A 19,929-nucleotide genomic window follows, 5' to 3' on the forward strand; every position below is an offset into this window, starting at 1 on the left:
ATTTACTTATTAAGTGCTTTTTCTACTTCATTTCCACAAAGATCCATGATGGAAATTCCATAATGTCTTGCCTGCTGAGGAAGAATACTGGCAGGAGAGAATCCTGGGTTGGTATTCATTTCCAGCATGTAAGGAATTCCGTTCATCAGAATATATTCACTTCTTGAAAAACCACTCATTCCTAATGAATTGTAAGCTCTTTTGGCAATTTCTTCCACTCTTTTTGTAGTTTCTTCATCAATTCTTGCAGGCGTAATTTCTTCAGAAGCACCTTCATACTTCGCTTCATAATCGAAGAACTCATTGGTAGGAACAATTTCCGTAATCCCTAATACAATAGTTTCTCCTTTAAAATCAATAACTCCCACAGAAACTTCCATTCCATCCAGGAAACTTTCGATCAGGATTTCATTGTCTTCTTTGAAGGCAACTTCAGTAGCAGCAATCAATTCAGATTTTTCTTTTACTTTGGAAATTCCCAGAGAAGATCCGGATTGGTTTGGTTTTACAAACAGGGGAAGGTTAAGCTCTGATACAATTTCATCTACATTGATGTCTTCGCCTTTTCTTAAATAAATACTTTTTGCGGAAGGAATTCCGTATTTTGATAATACAGCAAGAGTGTCTTTTTTATTGAAAGTAAGGGCACTCTGGTAAAAATCACAACCTGTATATTTTTGGCCGATTGCATCCCAGTATGCCTGAAGAATTCCGTTTTCTCCCGGAGTTCCGTGGATGATATTGAAACAAGCATCAAATTTTAAAGTTTCCCCATTATCTAAAGTCACAGAAAAATCTCCTCTGTTGATGGCATATTTTTTATCATTTTCACCTAAAAAATACCATTCATCTTTAAGGACTACTACTTTATATACGTCATAGAGATTTCTGTCCAGAGAATCATAAATCAATTGTCCGCTTTTTAGAGAAACGACATATTCATCAGAATAGCCACCCATTACTACGGCAACACTTTTTTTGTTCATAACCATATAGTATCAATTAAGGCAAATTTAATCATTTTATGCAATGCAATATGGGAAATCCTCAAATTTTAAAATCAAAAATGAATTGTGTTAAATAAAAAGTCCATTCTAAAATTATTAGCTATATTTGCGGTTATAATTAAAGTATTTTTAAGTATGCTTAAATCACTTTTCAATTGGAAAGTTTTACTGAATTTAGTAGTAGCCATCGGTGTTTTCGTTGGGCTGGTATGGCTCACATTTCGCTGGTTGGAGTACCATACTAACCACGGTCAGGAAATTCCTGTTCCCAATATTGTAAATAAATCGGTACATGATGCCGTTAAAATATTAGATGATACAGGACTGGAATATGAAGTAGACAGTGCCAATTACGACCCGAAATACAGACCATTCCAGGTATTGCAGGTATATCCTGCGCCAGGTTCCCGTGTAAAAGACGGAAGAACTGTAACGCTTAAAGTAAATCCGAGAACATGGGCTCCTATTGCGGTGCCGAATGTTATTAATAAATATTCAGGACTGGCATTCCAGAGATTGGATCAGGTAGGTCTTAAAATCGGTGATACGATTTATGAGCCTAGTATTCAGAAAGATGCCCTTTTAAGAATATTGTATAAAGGAAACGCTGTGAACCCAGGTACCCGTTTACCAAGATTCTCTACGATTGATGTTGTGGTAGGATCGGGGCCAATGAGAAATATTTCTATTCCGAATGTTGTAGGACTTACGGTAAAAGAAGCAAGAGTTGTAATTGCCAAGAGTATGTTTGAAGTAGGATTGGTAGAGCATGAAGATGGAAGTAAAGATGAATCTGATATTATTTATTATCAGGATCCGGCTTCCGGAGATGTTCGTGATCAGGGAATGCAGATTGACCTTTGGGCAAGTAAGAAAACTCCGGCAGAATTAAGAGCAAAAGTAGAGCAGTTGAATTCTATTTATCGTATGAAAGTGGATACTTCACTTCCTCCGGTACGATATGAAGAAGTGCATAGTGAGCCAAGTTATGATGCTCCGGTAGTACCCGCTCCAGCTCCTAAAAGAGAAACTCCAAAACCGGAAGTTCCGAAGACAGAGACCCCTAAAACTCAGACTACAGCAGCTAAACCAGCTGCTGCAACTGTTGAAAAACCTAAAACCTCTGCCGGGAACGGTACTCATACTGCTGGAAGTACAACCAAACCTGCAGCAACAACAACACAACAGCCTGCTCAAAAGCCAAAAGCTAAGAAGGTTGTCGTAGAATAAGATCAGATTAATATCAAAAATACAGGCTTCAACTATAAAATGTTGAAGCCTTTTGTGTAAAAAATATAAAACAATGTCAGAAGATAACGACGATTTTTTAGATGAAGAATTATTAGATTCCAACAGTATTGAGAACATCGATATTGACGAGGAAAATAAAGGTTTGTATGAACATCTTAATATCACTGTTGACAGCAAGCAGGAACCATTAAGAATTGATAAGTTCCTTTTAATATACAGACAGAATTCTTCAAGGAATAAAATTTCACAGACCTGCAGAGCCGGAAATGTGATAGTGAACGGAACGGCGGTGAAGCAGAATTACCGTGTAAAACCGGGAGATCAGATCTCTGTACTGCTTACCCATCCTCCGAGAGAAAATGTTATTATTCCGCAGGATATTCCTGTAAATATCATTTATGAAGATGATGACCTTGTTGTAGTGGATAAAGAAGCGGGAATGGTGGTACACCCAGGATTTGGAAACTGGGACGGAACATTGGTGAATGCACTGGCCTTCCATTTTGAGAAGAATGGTGAGAAATCCGATCTTGACAGAGTAGGGCTTGTTCACAGAATTGATAAAGATACCTCCGGACTGTTGGTGATTGCCAAGAATGAATATGCATTAAGCTTCCTGGCAAAACAATTCTTTAACCGAACTACGAAAAGACTGTATTGGGCTTTTGTATGGGGAAATATGCAGGATGAAGAGGGGACAATCAGAGGACATATCGGAAGGCATCCTAAAAACAGAATGCAGATGTCTGTTTATGAAGATGGCAGCCAGGGAAAACACGCAGTGACCCATTATAAGGTGCTGGAAAGATTCAAGTATATGACCTGGGTGGAATGTAAGCTTGAAACGGGAAGAACGCATCAGATCAGGGCGCATTTCAGACATATAGGGCATACTTTGTTTAATGATGAAAGATATGAAGGACATACGCCTTTAAGAGGGGTAAATCTTCCAAAATACAAGCAATTTATTAAAAATGTTTTTGAAATTTTGCCAAGACATGCTCTTCATGCACATACCCTTGGATTTATACACCCAACAACAAAAAAGGAATTATATTTTGAGAGCCCAATGCCCAAAGATATGGCGGATGCTGTAAAAAAATGGAGAAATTATTTGGAAAACTAAAAATATATTGAGATTTTTTTTATATTTGTTGAATTGAAATCAAGATTTGTTATGAGAAAACTATATGCTATCGTATGTTTAGCTCTTTTGTCAAATGCATACAAAGCACAAGAATCACTACCATACTATCAGCAATATCTTTTGGATGGTGAGTTCCTGTTCAACCCAGCTCAATACGGAAAAACAGATTACGTACAGCTCAACGCCAATTATCAACAACAATTTTCAAAATTCAGTAATTCTCCCAATGTTCAGTCAATCGGGATGAATGCGAATATCTTTGATAGAGTAGGTGCTGGTATTTCCGTGTTCAGAGACAGTAACGGACCAATCTCTGCGGGTGGTATCACGGCTGGTGCTTCATATTTTATTCCACTGAGTAGTGAAGGAGACAGAAAAGACCAGTTCTCTTTCGGTACAAGTGTTAACTTCTATAACATGAATTTTGATTATTCAAAAATCAATACTGAAGAAGGTGGTGACCCATTATTAAGAGGTGAAGAAAGTAATATCTTTATGGTATATGCAAACTTCGGTTTGGCTGCTACCTACAGAGGTTTATTCGGGGGTGTTTCCGTAAATGATATCGCATTAAGTAATGATGCTTCTATCGTAAACAACTACGAGCCTTCTCCAATTAAATTCTTCTTAAATTTAGGATACAACTGGAACATTGCTGACAACATTACATTAGCACCTTCAGCATTGATTAACCTTAATACAAACTCAACGAGAATGGTCGACTGGAACTTGATGGCGACATTCTCTAATGATATCAACGCATTCTCTTTCGGGGTAAGCTACAGAACGGTTCAGAACAGATTTGACAATCAGAACCTGAGTATCTCTCCAATTGTAAAAGTAAGATTCAACAAATTCATGATCGGAGCTACTTATAACCTTGGATTGTCTGACATCCAGAGCTATGGAGGAAACAGCTTCATGATTGGTCTGGGGTATAACTTCGACAACTTCATTAATGCTAGAGGATTTAGATACTAATTAATTTAATTTAAATAAATTTGAGCTCTGAAATTTTTCAGAGCTTTTTTTATGATATATATTCACATTCCGTTCTGTAAACAAAAATGCAGTTATTGTAACTTTCATTTTTCAACATCCCTGAATTTCAAGGATGAAATGCTTCGTGCCATGAAAACTGAAATACTATTAAGAAAAGATGAGTTACAGAATAAAAATCTGAAATCCCTGTATTTTGGAGGTGGAACTCCTTCTATTCTCTCAGTGGATGAGATCAGTTCTTTAATAGATGATGTTCTGAAATATTTCAGTTTTGAAAAAGATATTGAAGTCACTCTGGAAGCCAATCCCGATGATCTGGATAAAAATTTCTTAAAACAGCTGGCGGGAACACCGGTGAACAGACTGTCCATTGGTACTCAAAGTTTTTTTGAAGAAGATCTGAAACTGATGAACAGAGCTCACAGTGCTTCTGAAGCAGAAAGTTCCATCAAACGGGCACAGGATTTTGGCTTTGAAAACCTGAGTATTGATCTGATCTATGGTTCACCCACTTCCAATCTTGAAATCTGGAAAGAAAACCTGAATAAGACAATTGCTTTAGAAGTTCCTCATATTTCATCTTATGCATTGACGGTTGAGCCTAAAACAGCTTTGGAAAACTGGATTTCAAAAGGGAAAATAAAAAGTCCCAAAGAAGAAGAGCAAAACAAAGAATTCTATTATCTCTCCGACTTTTTAAAAGACAATGGTTTTGAACATTACGAAGTGTCTAATTTTGCCAAACCTGGTTTCTACTCACGACACAATTCTGCCTATTGGAAATACAATGAATATCTTGGAATAGGACCATCAGCACATTCCTATAACGGATTTGATATCAGAAGCTGGAATGTAGCCAATAATCAGCAGTACATTAAAAAACTGAATGATAAACTTCTTGCCAAGGAGGAAGAAATTCTTTCCCAGGAAGATCAGTTTAATGAAATGATTATGATTGGTTTACGTACTATTTGGGGAGTAGATATGGAAAGTTTAAAAAGTAAATTTTCAGACAGAATGCTGGAGCATTTTCAGAGAGAGAGCAAGTCCAAAATAGAGGAAGGTATTTTAATCATTGAGAACGACCATTTAAAAATTCCTGAAAAACATTGGTTTATGGCAGACGGAATTGCTTCGGATTTGTTTATTATTTAGATGAGAAGCCAGGAGTGGGAAGCGGGAAGAGCTGTTTGTGAAAAACTTCCAGCATCCAGCATCCAGCATCCAACAATTTCACTATTTTTGTATAAAATTTCAACTCATTTGAAAACGAAAAAACAAGATTATTCACATCTTTCACCAAGCCAGCCTATCGGAATTTTCGACAGCGGGGTAGGAGGTCTTACCGTTGCCAAAGAAATCAAAAGACTTCTTCCCAACGAAGATCTGATCTACTTTGGAGATACCAAGCATCTTCCATACGGTGAAAAGTCTAAAGATGCGATTATTGAATATTCTACAAAGATCACCAATTTTCTGCTGGAGCAGAACTGTAAAGCGATTGTGATAGCCTGTAATACGGCAACTGCAAACGCTTTGAACGAAGTTATGCAGTCTGTTGCCGGAAAAGTTCCTGTCATAGACGTTATTAATCCTGTTGCAGAAAAAGTTTCATACGAAATCCATAATAATGTAGGAGTAATTGCTACTAAGGCAACTGTGAATTCAGGGCTGTATAAAAAGAGCATCCGTAAGCACAATAAATGGATCAAAGTAGACGAATTGGCTACCCCGTTATTGGTTCCTGCCATTGAGGAAGGTTTTAAAAACCATCCCATCACGCATGCTATTATTTATAATTATTTAAGCAATAATAAATTAAAGAATATTGAAACGTTGATTCTGGGCTGTACCCATTATCCCCTTTTAATAGATGAAATCAAGCAGTATTACGGAAACAGGGTCCGTGTGATAGACTCTCCGAATATTGTAGCCAATCATCTGAAGATCATTCTGGATAAGTATAACCTCCTAAATGATCATAATTCAAAACCGAATTATCATTTCTACCTTTCGGATATTACCAAGAATTTTGAGAAAATCTCCAAGAAATTCTTCGGAAAAACAATTGATTTAGAATTGAAAGTATTATAAATAAAAAAGTCTGCCTCTCTATTGAAGCAGACTTTTTTATTTTTTACATTTTGTCGTTACAAAATCATGTTTTTAAGGCACAAAGATTTATTTTCCATAAAGTTTTATGCCTCATTGAGTTCCCACAGATTTCACAAATTCCACAGATAATAATGCTAAAAATCTGTGTCCTCTGTGAAATCTGTGGGAAAATAATATTCAATTTCATTTGTATTTCTTGTGAAAAAGATCTTGAAATTTGTATTTAAATTATGCCTCCACAATTACTTTTTCAGCATTCAGCCTTTTCTTCGGATTAAATTTAGGCTGATTGGCATCTGCTTCATCTCTTTCTCCAATAGCTACCGCAAATAGTGTTTCGTATTTTTCATTATTCAGAATAGCATCATATCCTTCAGGTTCGATTCCTTCCATCGGAGTAGAATCTATTCCCATTGCTGCACATGCAGATAAAAGAACTCCTAATGATAAATAGACCTGATGACCAAGCCATGATTTTATAGCATCTTCTCCTTTGGGTTTTACCATAGTTCGGTAATAATTAACAGAACCTTCCGGAAGGTTTTCTTCAATTTGTTTTTCAAAGCTTTCTATGTTTTTGATCACCTGAAAGACAATAATATGGCTGCTGTCCAACACTTTTTCTTTATTGAAATAAGACTTCTCCCTAATTGCCTTTTCAGTTCCGGATCATTCACAAAGATAAAATTCCATGGCTGGCTGTTAATGGAAGAAGGACTTAAATTTAAAATCTCCTGAAGCGTTGCAATTTGTTCTTCACTGATTTTTCCCTGTGGGTTATACTTTTTTACAGTATACCTGTTTTTCATTTGGTCTAAAAAGTTCATAATTTTATACTATCATTTTTATAGTTACAAAAGTAATTTAAGTTTCTTAACTTTGCAATAACGGTAAAAAATGATAGTATAAAAATGTATACCATAGATAATAAATCGTATCCCTGCTGTACCAGTGTCACCATGAAATTTATAGGAGGGAAATGGAAAGCAGTAATTTTGCACCACCTTATTGGAGGAGCTAAACGCTATAACGAGATAAGAAAATCAATTCCGACAATTACGGAAAGAACATTAAGCTTACAGCTAAAACAGCTGGAAGAAGACGGAATTGTGGATAGAAAGGTTTTTACGGAAAAGCCTCCTTTAGTTGTTGAATATGAACTGACAGACTTTGGAAAGACGCTTTTACCCGTATTGGAAGCGATCACAAAATGGGGCGAAGAATCTCCTGTCATCTCAAAAAAAATAATCAGAAACTAAAGTTCCTGATTATCTTCTTTATTCGGTTCAAAAAAACTGAAACTTACGTTTCCGTATTTTCGGGTATCTATTAAATTAGGATGTTCAAGCTTCATACGGCTTTGGTGCTCTACAATGAGAACTCCGTTTTCTTTCAGGTATTTATTGTTTAAAACCAGAGAAATCAGCTCGTGGTATTTTTTCTCTTCCATTTCAAAAGGAGCATCGGAGAAAACAATCTCGAACGATTTTTTATTTCTGAATTTTTTTAACCAGTCAAAAACATCACCTCTCTGTACATTGATCTGAAGTGCCATGTCAAGCTCAGAAGCAGTGGAGTTGATAAATGCGGTATGCTTTGGATTCAATTCCACAGACGTTACATTCTGACATCCTCTGGAAGCAAATTCAAAGGTAATAGAGCCAATTCCTGCAAAAAGATCAAGCACGGAAATCGACTGCATATCGTATTTGTTTTCCAGAATGCTGAATAAAGCCTCTTTCGCAAAATCGGTTGTAGGTCTTACTTCAAAGTTTTTAGGAGCGGCAATTTTTTTGGCTTTCCATTTGCCTGATATGATTCTGAACATATTTTTTGTTAGGGTTTAGGTTGTAGATTATAGGGAGCAGGTGACTATTACCTGCGGCCTGCAACCTAGTTAAGTATAAAATTCTTGTTGGGAATATTGTCAAAAACAATTTTCAGGTTTTTAACAAATTTCTGAAGTTCGGAAATAAACGTTTCATTTTCCGTAGTTTCTCCATAAGCATAAAAGGTGGTTTCATTGATTCCGAAACCGATCTTGCTCAATGTAAACATAATGAAGTAAAGGAAATCTACTTCAGAATTCACATCCAGATTATTATAAAGAATGATTTTTTTATTATCAATCGCAAAAAACTCACACTGATTATGATACAGATTGATGTGAATTTCTTTACCTGCTTTATTATTGACAGAACTTAGAAACTTTTCTCCGGAGAAATTAAAATGAGCCGGTATCGCCAGTTCCTTTATTTTTTTATAGTAATTTTTCGGGAAAGTATAATAAAACTGAATGTTGAATTTCTTGTTGATAGAAAGCATCAGTTCTTCCTTTTCTCTGTCTGTGGGAGCGTTGAAAGCAATCAGGTCAAATCCTGCATCATGCTCGGAAAAACCTTCCGGCATCAGGGTGAAGTGATTCAATGCTGAAATCACATGGATCTCGTCATAGCGCTGCTTTATAAGAACTTCATCCAGCTTTTGGTCAATAAGATTGGCCGGTGTCTCTTCAGTAACGAAATAAGACTTTTCCTCCAGAATGTTTTTGTTTTTAACAATCTGGCAAATCAATCCGTCTTTGGTAAAAAGTAAATTAAGTACGTTCATATTTCAATTCCTGCAAATTTAGTGAAATTCTACCATTACCGCACCCGATTGATGGTGAAGTATTTCCTTATTATAAAAATCAATATTGACCTGGCTTTCCAATACATCCCGAACCATCCTCTGCAAAGTCCCGTCACCAATGCCGTGAACAATTTCCAGTCTCTTCAGGTTGTTTTTTCTGCAAAACTCAATCACTTCAATCAGTTTTTCCTTTTGAATAAACAATCTTTCAAAACTGTCATAATCATTGGGATTCTTTACCAAATTATGAAAATGCAGGTCTAAAACCAAATGATTTTTCTGATGTTTTTTAGAAATGATTTTTTTAGGTTCCGCTTTTCTTACGACTCTGATATTTTCATAAAGATCAGCATCTTTAGGAACCAGTTTTTCTTTAGGGTATTGATGAGTAAAACCATATTCATCTTTAAAAACGACAATATTTCCCTTCACGGAAGTAATTACTCCGTTTAAATCTTCATCTACTACCGAAACCTTATCGCCGATCTTCATAATTTTTAAGACTTATCTGAACCCAATATTTCTGCAAAGGTAGAAAGTAAAATGGATGAACACAAACTCTCAAATTCTCAAACCCTCTCACCCCGTCAGGCTCTTGGTCCCAGTTCAATGACCTCCAGATCTTTGATTTCCTCACCGTCTACCACAAAGCGCATCATAGTTCTCACTTTATGCCAGCCCTGTTTACCGCAAGCTCCCGGGTTAAGATGAAGAAGGCTGTTTTTCTCGTCATACATTGCTTTTAAAATATGAGAGTGTCCTGAAATAAATAATTTCGGAGCTTTTTCTGCAATTTCTTTTTTAGTAAGTGGAGTATATTTTCCCGGATAACCTCCGATATGAATCATCAAAACTTCCAGTTTTTCACAAAAGAAACGGTTCACTTCCGGAAATTCTGCCTGAATTTTAGCATCATCAATATTTCCGTAAACACCCTTCAGGGGTTTTATTTTTTCAAGCTGTTCAATCACATCCAGACTTCCGAAATCTCCGCAATGCCATACTTCATCAGCCTGAGAAGCATATTCCAGAATTCGGTCATCAATATAAGAATGAGAGTCGGAGAGGAGAAGAACTTTTGTCATTATCTAAGGGTTCTTTCAGTAATGTTTTCGTTGTATTTATCTTTGAAAATGGCTACACGGTCGGGATTCAGTGCTCCGTCATGATTAATGACTCTTTCTTTCAATAACCATTTCACCAGCTTTTCCATCCCTTTTTTAGAATTCATAAAATTGGCAATTTTACCGATATCAGTAGATTCTACCTTTACCTTTTCTGTCAGAAAATTCAGGATAAAATAATCATCACTTACATAACTTGGCGTTTCATTATCCATATATCTGTAAAGAAGAACTTCCTCATCATCTTTCATGGAGAAAAATGAATATTGTGCTACATTGATCTTTTCAGCTTTCAGGATCTGTTTTCCATCCAGTAAAACTTTATCGTCTTTGATGGTTACATCCTGAGAGAAGTATAAATTACAGCTTATCATCAATAAGAAGAAAGTCAATAATCTGTTAACTGTCATTTTACTATTTTTTTAAGACTGCAAATATAAAGAAGCTTTTATCAATTCACAGGAGATCCTAATCAGTAATATTTTTTGTTTTTCTGATAGAATCCATTTTCTTTTCAATATCTGCGCTGAAAACCTTTTTCAGTTTCAGTTGATTCTCTGTAAGCTTTGAAATAACAAAAGTACCGGTCATATTGGTATTAGAAGGGAAAACTAACGTCACTGTAGAATCTGAAGCTTTTTTCCAGCTCCCGATATAACGGTCTGGTTTTTCATTTTTTTTATTTACAGGTTCTTCCAGGGTATCATATCTTAAGGTAGATTTAATCAGATTTCCTGTGATTTTTCCATTTTTCTGAAATCTTATTCCTTCTCTTCTTGCTTCAAAACCATCCTGTTTTTCATAGGTATAAATATAGGTGTCCATTTTACTGAGATTCCAGGTCTGTAAAAGTAAAGGATTGGAAGTTCTGTCCTGGGCTTTGATACCACTGATTGCGAAAAGAGAGAAAATACAGATACAAATAGGCTTTTTCATGAATACTGCTGATTTATCGTAAAGTTTTAGCACGGCTAAAATTAGCATGCGTAATATTTAGTAAATTTGGGAAAATTAAAATAAACAATGAAACGTAAACTTTCTTTTTTCATTTTTCTTTTGACCGTTGGATTGGCCAATGCGCAGGTGGAAGAAAAAAAACTGGATGAACTGATCCAAAATACCCTGAAAACCTTTGATGTACCGGGAATGTCGGTAGGAATTGTGAAAGATGGAAAAATGATCTATTCCAAAGGGTTTGGTGTACGTTCTCTTACAACAAAGCAGCCGATGGATGACAATACGCTAGTAGGGATTGCTTCCAACTCAAAAGGCTTTACCTGTACAGCATTAGCCATCTTAGCAGATGAAGGAAAACTGAACTGGGATGATAAAGTTTCAAAATATATTCCTGAGTTTCAAATGTATGATCCTTACGTTTCTCAGAATGTAACGATCAAAGATCTTATCACTCACAGAGCTGGTTTAGGACTTGGACAGGGAGATCTAATGTTTTTTCCGGAAGGAGGAAATTTAACTGTTAATGATATCGTTCACAATGTGAGATACCTGAAACCGGAGAATCCTTTCAGAACAAAATTAGATTATAACAATATCATGTTTATTGTGGCCGGAGAAGTCATTCACAGAGTTTCCGGATTAAGCTGGGCAGAGTTTATTGAGCAAAGAATCATGAAACCTGTAGGCATGACTTCAAGTTTCGGAAGCTACAACAGAGCAAAAGCTACAGCAAACAAAATTGACGCACACGCTCCGGTAGACGGAAAAGCAATTGCTGTTCCTCATGACTGGAATGAGACGGGCAATGCAGCTGGAGGAATCATGAGTAATATCAAAGATATGACAACCTGGGCAGAATGTCTTTTAAATAACTTCACTACAAAAGATGGTAAAAAGCTGGTTTCTGATAAGAATGTACAACAGTTATGGAGCTTGCAAATTCCAGATAGAGTGGCTGCAAAAAATCCATATGATACAAGTTTTTACGGATATGGTTTAGGATGGTTTCTGAGTGATGTAAAAGGGCATAAGCAAGTACAACATACCGGTGGTTTGATTGGAACGGTTACACAGTTTACTTTAATTCCTGATATGAAGTTGGGAATTGTAGTCTTGACAAATCAGCAATCAGGAGCAGCCTTCAACACGATTACCAATACAGTGAAAGACTCTTACCTTGGGGTTGCCGACAGAAACTGGCTGAAAACCTATGGTGACAGAATGTCTAAAATGGAAGCTGAATTCAACAAACAGAAGAAAGATGCTTTTGCAAAGTCTGAAGCCTTCAAAAAAGAAAAAGCGCTGCAACCAAAAGCAGAGCAGTTCACAGGAACGTATAACGATGTTTGGTTTGGTGATGTAGACATTGCCCAGCAGGGAAATACCTACAGAATTTCATGTAAAAATTCACCAAGATTAAAAGGAGAATTACTTCCTTATTCCAATAATTCTTTCATCATCAAATGGGACGACAGAAGTTATGATGCGGATGCCTACATTATTTTCAGCTATGATGAAAACGGAAAAGCAGAATCTGCAAAATTGAAAGCGATCTCTGATGTGACGGATTTCAGTTTTGATTTTGATGATCTGGATTTGAAAAGAAAGTAAAAGATAAAATCTTAGAAAAATATTAAAAAGAATGGGCTTCGGTCTGTTCTTTTTTGTTTGTTAACTACGAATGCCACTAATTTATTCACAGATAACACTGATTTTAATAATCATTGAAAATTAGAACTGAAATAATTCAGTAGGAACGGGCTTTAGCTGAAGATAACCACCCCGTCAAAAAATAAATTTTTTGCCACCCCTCCGGTGGAGGGGAATAAGCAGTCGGTAAAAGAAATATTGGTTTATTGCACAAGATTCAGGTCCTGATTTGCTAAAGTAAGCTCTGTGTTAAGATGTTGCTTTTCAAAGAAATTTTTTAGTTCAAGTAATCTTTTTTTATTGTTGTAATGTATGCTTGAATTCAATTTTCTTTGGCATAACGAACAGGCTCTGGCAAGATGATAATCAGTTTCAGTTAATGAATTGGTTCCATTCATCACGCAATTAGCATTCAGACAATGGCTGATTCCAAACATGTGACCAATTTCATGTGAACTGATTTTTATTAATCTTAAAAGGCTTTCATTGAAATTTGAATCGGTTAAATGACCACCTGCAAATCTGTACATAGAAGTTACTCCTACACCATCTTCATAAGAAGCCAGTCCGAAAACATAGTTCCACTCCGGTTTTGGGAAAAGATCTTTTTCGGTAATTCCCATCAGTACTACAGCGTCTTTTGGTTTTCTTTTGATCAGAATGCTGTCCAGTACATATCCTGCAAGAATCTGTTCATTCCCTTCTTTTGAAATTCTTTTGACATTGCTGGGGAAAATACTGTTTGATAAAACAGGAAGTACTTTTGTCTCCAGCTGATAATAGTTTTTCAAATATTGTTGAGTAAGTGTTATTTCTTTTTTCTGAAGTTTATCAAATTTCCTGATGGGCTGAAGATAAATAGTGTTTTTTCCAGGTACAGGTTTTATCTTTTTTAATTTTTGAAAATCTTCAAATGTCTGGAAATGCTCATCATGATTATACCGCCAGCTTCCGGGTTTTGGAGAAGAGGAAAGTTTGATATCATTCAGTGCAATAGATTCATAGTAACTTTTCTTCTGTTTCTGGCAAGAGAAAAGAAGCGTAATTATTGTGACATAAAAAAATAGAAAAGTGAAATTATATTTTCCCTGGTTCATAAAAGAAAAGAAGTTTCTTTTTAGCACCGTCGAATTCTGCCCAGGATTCACAGTCTACTTCAAAACCGGCAACTCCGCAAGTGGGAAAATGGAAAATATCCTCAGAAATGGAATTGGCAAAATTGGAAATTCCATTATTGTGAGAGAAGAACGCAACTGAATTCAGGTTGTCATCCAGATCATAAATTACAGATTCAAAGCTTCTTTCCGAAGGGTTATATAGTTTTTCATCAGTAGAACATTTCAGCTGATAGGCCTGATTAAAGATTTTACAGGTATTCAGTGCACGAACCGCAGGGCTCGATACAAAATGGTCTATAGAAATATTATTGCTTTTCAGGAATCTGGACATGTGCATAGCATCCTCCAAACCTTTGTCTGCCAAAGGTCTGTCAAAGTCCTCCGTTTCCTCCGGCCAGTCGCTTTTTGCATGTCTAACGAGGATGAGTTTCTTCATATAATTGTTTTTTGGAAGATTAAAATTATAAAAAAAATAATGGAATAAAACATGATTTATATAAAAAAACTGCGTTATGAATAAAATCAGTAAATTTTACTAAATTTGCAAACTTATGGGACAAATCCTTGCAATAGACTACGGAAAGGCTCGTTGTGGCATCGCTGCAACCGATGATATGCAGATTATAGCCAGTGGGCTGGAGACTGTAGAGAACCGTTCTTTAATGGAATTTTTGAAAAAATATTTCAATGAAAACAAGGTAGATGAAGTGGTAGTTGGGCTTCCCATAGATTTGAAAGGAAATGTTTCTGAAGTGGAAACCGATATTTTAAAATTCATAGAAGAATTTAAAAAAGAATTTTCGGATATTGCAGTTCATCGTTTGGATGAAAGGTTTACCTCCAAAATGGCTTCATTTTTTATTTCCCAAAGTGGAAAAAACAAGAAAAAGAGGCAGGAAAAAGGATTAATAGATAAAGTAAGTGCAACAATCATATTGCAGAATTTTTTAGAACAAAGATTAAGATGATATTACCGATAAGAGCTTTTGGGGATCCTGTTTTGAGAAAAGTAGGAAAAGATATAGACAAAGATTATCCCGAATTACAGGAACTGATAGATAACATGTTCGAAACCATGTACAGCGCAAATGGCATAGGTCTTGCAGCGCCACAGATTGGTTTGGATATCCGTCTGTTTGTAATAGATGTGACGCCTCTTGCAGAAGATGAGGATTATGAAGATATTAAAGATGAGTTGGCAGAGTTCAAAAAAGTTTTCATCAATGCCCAGATTCTTGAAGAATCAGGGGAAGAATGGAAGTTCAATGAGGGCTGTCTTTCTATCCCGGATGTAAGAGAAGATGTGAAAAGAAAAGGAACAATCGTTATTGAATATTATGACGAAAATTTTGTGAAACATACAGAAACTTTTTCCGATATTAGAGCCCGCGTAATTCAGCATGAATATGACCACATTGAAGGAGTTCTGTTTACCGATCACCTGAGCGCTCTGAAGAAGAAACTCGTAAAAGGTAAGCTGACTAAAATCTCTCAGGGTGACGTGAACATCGGTTACAAAATGAGATTTCCAAAATAATTAAATAAGGATTAAAACGAATAATAAAAAGCAAAAAGCTAGTGCTGATTGCAGAATTTACAAAAAATAAAATTATGCTGTTAGAAAAAATAATTTCAATTTCTGGAAAACCAGGACTTTTCAAATTAGTTTCTCAATTAAGAAACGGATTCATCATTGAAGATGTTACCAACAAGAAAAAAGTAAGCATTGGAAACTCAAGCCAGGTAAGTTTATTGGACAATATTGCCATGTTTACATTTGAGAAAGAAGTTCCTTTGTTTGAAGTATTTGAAAATATTGCTAAAAACAACGACTATAAGGAAACGATTTCTCACAAATCTTCTGATGCAGATTTGAAAGATTTTATGCTGGAATCACTTCCTAACTATGATACAGAAAGAGTATATTCTTCTGACATCAAGAAATTGGCTCAGTGGTACAACATCCTTCATAAAGCAGGATATATCACTCCGGATAGCTTTGTAAAAGCAGAGCCTGAAACTTTGGAAGGTGAACCAGCTGAAGAAGTAAGCATTGAAAAAGAAGCTAAAAAAGCTCCAAAAGCAGAAAAACCAGCTGCTCCAAAAGTAAAAGCTACTTCCGCTGCAAAATCAGCTCCTAAGAGTACACACAGAAAACAAGGATAATTCATTTTTGAATTAAAAATACAAAACCTTGTCTGGAATTTCCGGACAAGGTTTTTTGTTTTTTCAGACAAAAGATAATTGTGTGCTAATATTCCAAACCTAACAGGTTTCGAAAATCTGTTAGGTTTATATATCGAATCTATCCGAATTCTGCTCTCCGCAACTTTTACTTCCAACGTTTGTAATGATGTCCGAATATCCCTTACATTTGTATGAGATTGAATTTCCCATTATTTATGAATACGAAACAAGAGAAACTGGACGCCTTCGGAAGATTACTGGATATTATGGATGATTTGCGTGAAAAATGTCCGTGGGATCAGAAACAGACATTACAATCACTTCGCCATCTTACCCTTGAAGAAACCTACGAGCTTTCAGATGCTATTTTACAGGAAGATTTACAGGAAGTAAAAAAAGAACTGGGTGATGTTCTGCTTCATCTGGTTTTTTATGCTAAAATAGGTTCTGAAAAAGAAAGTTTTGATATCGCAGATGTGATTAATTCCCTGAATGAAAAGCTGATTTTCCGTCATCCTCATATCTATGGAGATGTTGAAGTGAAAGATGAAGAAGAAGTGAAACAGAACTGGGAAAAATTAAAATTAAAAGAAGGGAACAAATCTATTTTGGGTGGAGTTCCGAAAAGCCTGCCAAGTTTAGTGAAAGCCTACAGAATCCAGGACAAGGTGAAGGGAATAGGTTTTGAGTTTCATGATGCAGAAGATGCATGGAAAAAAGTAGATGAAGAGATTCAGGAGTTCCATGCGGAGACGGATTTGGATAAAAAAGAACAGGAACTTGGCGACGTTTTTTTCTCTTTGATTAATTATGCAAGAATTTCAGGTATTAATCCGGATTCTGCGTTGGAAAGAACCAATCTTAAGTTTATTTCAAGATTTCAAAAGATGGAAGGACTTGCCGAAGATCAGGATTTAAAACTGGCAGATATGTCTCTGGAAGAAATGGATGTTCTTTGGGAAAAGGCAAAAAAACTTTCATAGTTGCCGATTGGAACAATTAATGCTTCTTATATTCAGTTAAAAAAATAAAAAATAAATATGTTACGCTTTCTTATTTTACCCGCCTTGCTTTTATTGAGCTGCAATCCAAAAGCTCAGAATTCTCCCACTAACGAGGATGAATTGAAAGTTCAGTTTACCTTACCTAAAAAGTTGAAGGAAGTTTCCGGAATTACTTTATCAAAGGATAAGAAAACAATCTGGGCGATAGAAGACAGAGGAAATAAAAATGCAATATACGGGCTGAGTGATAAAGGCGATATGCTGGCAAAAATACCGGTAGAAAATGCTGAAAATACAGACTGGGAAGATATTATATCTGATCCTCAGGGAAATATTTATATCGGAGATTTTGGAAATAATGACAATAACAGGCAGGATCTGGCGATTTTAAAAACAGATTTAAAAGATACCAAACAAATTGCTGCCAAGGTTGTTCAGACAACTAAATTCCATTATCAGGGACAGACGGAGTTTCCTCCAAAAAAATCAAATCTGTTGTATGATTGTGAAGCTTTTGTTGAAATGAATGGTAACTTTTACTTATTCACCAAAAACAGAAGCAAAGGTTTTGATGGAACTTTCCTTGTTTTCCAGGTGCCTAACAAAGAAGGTAATTTTGAAGCGAAGTTAATAGGGACATTAAAGCTTGATGGAGGTTATAATGATGCAGCTATTACCTCTGCCACCATCAACAGTACAAAAGATAAAATTGTATTGCTTACCCATAAAAATGTACACGTTCTTACTGGATTTACAGCAGACAATTTCAGTGCTGCAAAAATTCAGAAAATCCCTTTGAATCATAATTCCCAAAAAGAAGCTATGGTATTCTTTGATGATAAAACGCTAATGATTGCCGATGAGAAAGGGAAGAATGAAGGTGGAAATGTGTATACTTTTTCTTTAAATTAAATTATATATTTATAAAAAATAAACTAACCAACCATGAAAAAATTACTTTACCTTTCACTTGCATTAAGTCTGTTTTCATGCAGCAGTAGTGATGATACTCCAGCAGACACTCCACCGCCTCCGGTTATACAGACAGAAAAAGCGTACACATATTGTTCAGATGGTGCTGGAACCCTTAATCCTAAAGAGTTTTATGAATTTACCTTTGAAAATGATAAGTTAACTAATATTAAAGGCAGGTTTTATCCAATATATGTACAATTTGAAAATTTGTTTTTTGCTGATCATATCACTAAATTATCTTATATTAATAATAAAGTAGTTGTAAGTCAATTGGAGGAGGCAAATGCTGTAGGGCATAACGAATATCATTATACAATGGATAATAATAGACTTTCAAAGAAAGAACATTATTATGTAAATAATAGTACTGGCACAAGTTCTCTATCTTTTGCAAAAACTTATACTTATGAACAGGATAAATTAAAAAGTGCCCATTTGGTATTTCCTGGTCCTGGAAACTACGAATATTTCACAACCTATTATTATGATAACAGCAGCAATCTTACTAAAAGCGAGTTTTTGGAAAGAATAAATGGAGTAGATAATAAGATGACCACCACTATATATTCTGATTTTGATAGTGCAGCTAATCCATTTAAAAAACTTTATCTGATCAATGATACTTTTTTTGAGAAAAGTTTATCCGTTAATAATTTCAGAAAAAAAGAAACTACTGTTGTAAACTTAGTTCTTAGTATTCCTCCAAAAACATCAATAAAAACATGGAACTATAAATACGATGCCAATGGGCAAATATTATTATACTTTCCAGTACCATAAATGAATAAATAAAACCCCACAGAGAAATCTGTGGGGTTTTTGAATATATGAAATGTTAATGAAGTGATTGACATTTGTAATGTTTACGGAGTCAGATACGAAATATGAATATTTCCGCTTGATAATCTGAAATCCTGAGTATAACGGCAGCGTATCCTAAAGGTTTCTCCTGTATCAAAAAAGTTAATGGAGGAAAGATTATGATTTAATCCTGTAGTACGCTCTCCATGGCCTGTAGAGATACCCGCAAGCGTTGTAAGTGTAGGGGAAACTTTTTGTATGTATGAATTAGCTGTTCCTGCAGTTTGCCCTGATGGATTTAAATTAAGATCATAGGTAGCATAAGGAACAATATTGTAAAATCCAGGTTTTACTACAGTGAAAAGCCCCGTTGTAGAATTGTACGTTAAATAAGCATTATCAATCTTATTACTCACATTGAAAACATAGGTTTGCGAATAGCTTTCATGAGTGTTCACCGGTGTAGAATGCGTTCCTGTATAGCTTCCACTTGCAGGGCTGATATTTGTTTTGTTTCCCACATAAACCACCTTTAGAAAGTTTTCAGATTCAATCGTTTTCCAAACCGGAGCATTTCCCGCTCCGTTGGACATTAAGACCTCGCCTTTGTTTCCTGAATTTCCCTTTGTTCTGTCATCTCCGCCTACATTCAGATCTTTAACTACCTGAAGAGAACCATTTACATGCAGAGTATGTTGTGGAGTTGGAGTTTTAATCCCTATCTGTGCATTTAAGTGTATGAACATGACAAATAATGCCATATACAGTAGCTTTTTTTTCATCATTTGTTGATTTTTTGTTGCCACAAATATAAAATGTTTTTAAAATGTCTATTTTTTAAGGAATTGATAATCATATTGAACTATGTCTGGTTTTGACTTATATAGCTGAAAATATGGCCTTTATTTAAAAGCCATATTTATTTTATCAGTAAAAAGTGTGAGTTGAAAATTTGAATTA

At 35.5% G+C, this 19,929-nt stretch carries 23 protein-coding genes and 1 pseudogene; 13 read left to right on the top strand and 11 right to left on the bottom strand.

All coding sequences use genetic code 11. The annotated features are described in order from the left end of the window. Positions 1–2: 2 nt before the first annotated feature. Positions 3–986 (bottom strand): D-alanine--D-alanine ligase, encoded by a 984-nt coding sequence (locus ACKTTZ_RS11895; protein ID WP_407848967.1) that lies wholly within the window; start codon positions 984–986, stop codon positions 3–5. 156 nt (positions 987–1,142) lie between these two features. On the opposite strand from ACKTTZ_RS11895, the gene ACKTTZ_RS11900 reads away from it, so the two are divergent. From ACKTTZ_RS11900 to murI, 5 genes are all read left to right on the top strand, one after another. After that, positions 1,143–2,237, top strand: coding sequence for a PASTA domain-containing protein (locus tag ACKTTZ_RS11900; protein WP_034693349.1), 1,095 nt, complete (start codon positions 1,143–1,145; stop codon positions 2,235–2,237). 73 nt (positions 2,238–2,310) lie between these two features. Further along, a complete protein-coding gene (locus tag ACKTTZ_RS11905; RefSeq protein ID WP_034693350.1) occupies positions 2,311–3,384 on the top strand; it encodes an RluA family pseudouridine synthase in 1,074 nt (357 codons plus the stop codon). 51 nt (positions 3,385–3,435) lie between these two features. After that, the gene (locus ACKTTZ_RS11910; protein ID WP_034693352.1) at positions 3,436–4,386 is read left to right on the top strand and encodes a PorP/SprF family type IX secretion system membrane protein; all 951 of its coding nucleotides are present in this window, start codon (positions 3,436–3,438) and stop codon (positions 4,384–4,386) included. A gap of 51 nt (positions 4,387–4,437) precedes the next feature. Next, the gene (gene hemW, locus ACKTTZ_RS11915) at positions 4,438–5,562 is read left to right on the top strand and encodes a radical SAM family heme chaperone HemW (protein ID WP_407848970.1); all 1,125 of its coding nucleotides are present in this window, start codon (positions 4,438–4,440) and stop codon (positions 5,560–5,562) included. Between the two features lie 108 nt (positions 5,563–5,670). After that, positions 5,671–6,501 carry a glutamate racemase gene (gene murI / locus ACKTTZ_RS11920; protein ID WP_034693761.1) on the top strand — a complete coding sequence of 277 codons (831 nt, stop codon included), beginning with the start codon at positions 5,671–5,673 and terminating at the stop codon, positions 6,499–6,501. A 249-nt stretch (positions 6,502–6,750) separates the two neighbouring features. On the opposite strand, the pseudogene ACKTTZ_RS11925 reads toward murI, so the two are convergent. Continuing rightward, positions 6,751–7,349: pseudogene (locus ACKTTZ_RS11925) on the bottom strand (nitroreductase family protein). Positions 7,350–7,433: 84 nt separating this feature from the next. On the opposite strand from ACKTTZ_RS11925, the gene ACKTTZ_RS11930 reads away from it, so the two are divergent. Then, positions 7,434–7,781 carry a helix-turn-helix domain-containing protein gene (locus ACKTTZ_RS11930; RefSeq protein ID WP_034693356.1) on the top strand — a complete coding sequence of 116 codons (348 nt, stop codon included), beginning with the start codon at positions 7,434–7,436 and terminating at the stop codon, positions 7,779–7,781. Here the strand turns inward: ACKTTZ_RS11930 and ACKTTZ_RS11935 are convergent. The 6 genes from ACKTTZ_RS11935 to ACKTTZ_RS11960 all read right to left on the bottom strand — a co-directional run bounded on the left by ACKTTZ_RS11935 (position 7,778) and on the right by ACKTTZ_RS11960 (position 11,213). Continuing rightward, positions 7,778–8,350 (bottom strand): RsmD family RNA methyltransferase, encoded by a 573-nt coding sequence (locus tag ACKTTZ_RS11935; RefSeq protein WP_407848972.1) that lies wholly within the window; start codon positions 8,348–8,350, stop codon positions 7,778–7,780. The genes ACKTTZ_RS11930 and ACKTTZ_RS11935 overlap by 4 nt on opposite strands. Before the next feature lie 65 nt (positions 8,351–8,415). After that, positions 8,416–9,132 carry a DUF3822 family protein gene (locus ACKTTZ_RS11940; protein ID WP_407848974.1) on the bottom strand — a complete coding sequence of 239 codons (717 nt, stop codon included), beginning with the start codon at positions 9,130–9,132 and terminating at the stop codon, positions 8,416–8,418. An 18-nt stretch (positions 9,133–9,150) separates the two neighbouring features. Continuing rightward, positions 9,151–9,645, bottom strand: a complete 495-nt coding sequence (locus ACKTTZ_RS11945) for a Smr/MutS family protein (RefSeq protein WP_407848976.1) — start codon at positions 9,643–9,645, stop codon at positions 9,151–9,153. A 95-nt stretch (positions 9,646–9,740) separates the two neighbouring features. Next, complete coding sequence (locus ACKTTZ_RS11950) at positions 9,741–10,238, bottom strand: metallophosphoesterase (RefSeq protein WP_034693364.1); 498 nt, start codon at positions 10,236–10,238, stop codon at positions 9,741–9,743. Further along, complete coding sequence (locus ACKTTZ_RS11955) at positions 10,238–10,687, bottom strand: hypothetical protein (RefSeq protein ID WP_034693367.1); 450 nt, start codon at positions 10,685–10,687, stop codon at positions 10,238–10,240. Before ACKTTZ_RS11955 ends, ACKTTZ_RS11950 begins: the two co-directional genes overlap by 1 nt. Before the next feature lie 58 nt (positions 10,688–10,745). Then, positions 10,746–11,213 carry a hypothetical protein gene (locus ACKTTZ_RS11960; RefSeq protein ID WP_156106394.1) on the bottom strand — a complete coding sequence of 156 codons (468 nt, stop codon included), beginning with the start codon at positions 11,211–11,213 and terminating at the stop codon, positions 10,746–10,748. Between the two features lie 87 nt (positions 11,214–11,300). On the opposite strand from ACKTTZ_RS11960, the gene ACKTTZ_RS11965 reads away from it, so the two are divergent. Beyond that, positions 11,301–12,845 (top strand): serine hydrolase, encoded by a 1,545-nt coding sequence (locus ACKTTZ_RS11965; protein WP_407848979.1) that lies wholly within the window; start codon positions 11,301–11,303, stop codon positions 12,843–12,845. Positions 12,846–13,087: 242 nt separating this feature from the next. Here the strand turns inward: ACKTTZ_RS11965 and ACKTTZ_RS11970 are convergent, their stop codons facing one another. Together ACKTTZ_RS11970 and ACKTTZ_RS11975 are read right to left on the bottom strand one after the other, a co-directional pair. Then, positions 13,088–13,981 carry a Zn-dependent protease gene (locus ACKTTZ_RS11970; protein ID WP_407848981.1) on the bottom strand — a complete coding sequence of 298 codons (894 nt, stop codon included), beginning with the start codon at positions 13,979–13,981 and terminating at the stop codon, positions 13,088–13,090. Continuing rightward, positions 13,962–14,438, bottom strand: coding sequence for a histidine phosphatase family protein (locus tag ACKTTZ_RS11975; protein ID WP_034693375.1), 477 nt, complete (start codon positions 14,436–14,438; stop codon positions 13,962–13,964). Before ACKTTZ_RS11975 ends, ACKTTZ_RS11970 begins: the two co-directional genes overlap by 20 nt. Before the next feature lie 115 nt (positions 14,439–14,553). Between ACKTTZ_RS11975 and ruvX the strand changes: the two genes are divergently transcribed. The 6 genes from ruvX to ACKTTZ_RS12005 all read left to right on the top strand — a co-directional run bounded on the left by ruvX (position 14,554) and on the right by ACKTTZ_RS12005 (position 18,948). After that, positions 14,554–14,970 carry a Holliday junction resolvase RuvX gene (gene ruvX, locus ACKTTZ_RS11980; protein WP_034693376.1) on the top strand — a complete coding sequence of 139 codons (417 nt, stop codon included), beginning with the start codon at positions 14,554–14,556 and terminating at the stop codon, positions 14,968–14,970. Then, the gene (gene def, locus ACKTTZ_RS11985) at positions 14,967–15,539 is read left to right on the top strand and encodes a peptide deformylase (protein ID WP_034693378.1); all 573 of its coding nucleotides are present in this window, start codon (positions 14,967–14,969) and stop codon (positions 15,537–15,539) included. Before ruvX ends, def begins: the two co-directional genes overlap by 4 nt. A gap of 74 nt (positions 15,540–15,613) precedes the next feature. Further along, entirely contained in the window at positions 15,614–16,168 is a 555-nt protein-coding gene (locus ACKTTZ_RS11990) for a DUF5606 domain-containing protein (RefSeq protein WP_034693379.1), read from the top strand. A 236-nt stretch (positions 16,169–16,404) separates the two neighbouring features. Further along, positions 16,405–17,172, top strand: coding sequence for a nucleoside triphosphate pyrophosphohydrolase (gene mazG / locus ACKTTZ_RS11995; RefSeq protein WP_034693382.1), 768 nt, complete (start codon positions 16,405–16,407; stop codon positions 17,170–17,172). 57 nt (positions 17,173–17,229) lie between these two features. Next, positions 17,230–18,105, top strand: a complete 876-nt coding sequence (locus ACKTTZ_RS12000) for an SdiA-regulated domain-containing protein (RefSeq protein ID WP_407848985.1) — start codon at positions 17,230–17,232, stop codon at positions 18,103–18,105. Between the two features lie 33 nt (positions 18,106–18,138). After that, positions 18,139–18,948 carry a hypothetical protein gene (locus ACKTTZ_RS12005; protein WP_034693389.1) on the top strand — a complete coding sequence of 270 codons (810 nt, stop codon included), beginning with the start codon at positions 18,139–18,141 and terminating at the stop codon, positions 18,946–18,948. Between the two features lie 83 nt (positions 18,949–19,031). Here ACKTTZ_RS12005 and ACKTTZ_RS12010 read toward each other — a convergent pair whose 3' ends face one another. Further along, entirely contained in the window at positions 19,032–19,754 is a 723-nt protein-coding gene (locus ACKTTZ_RS12010) for a hypothetical protein (protein ID WP_253316275.1), read from the bottom strand. Between the last annotated feature and the right edge of the window lie 175 nt (positions 19,755–19,929).

It is taken from the genome of Chryseobacterium sp. KCF3-3, assembly GCF_045865955.1.
Taxonomy (GTDB): Bacteria; Bacteroidota; Bacteroidia; order Flavobacteriales; family Weeksellaceae; genus Chryseobacterium.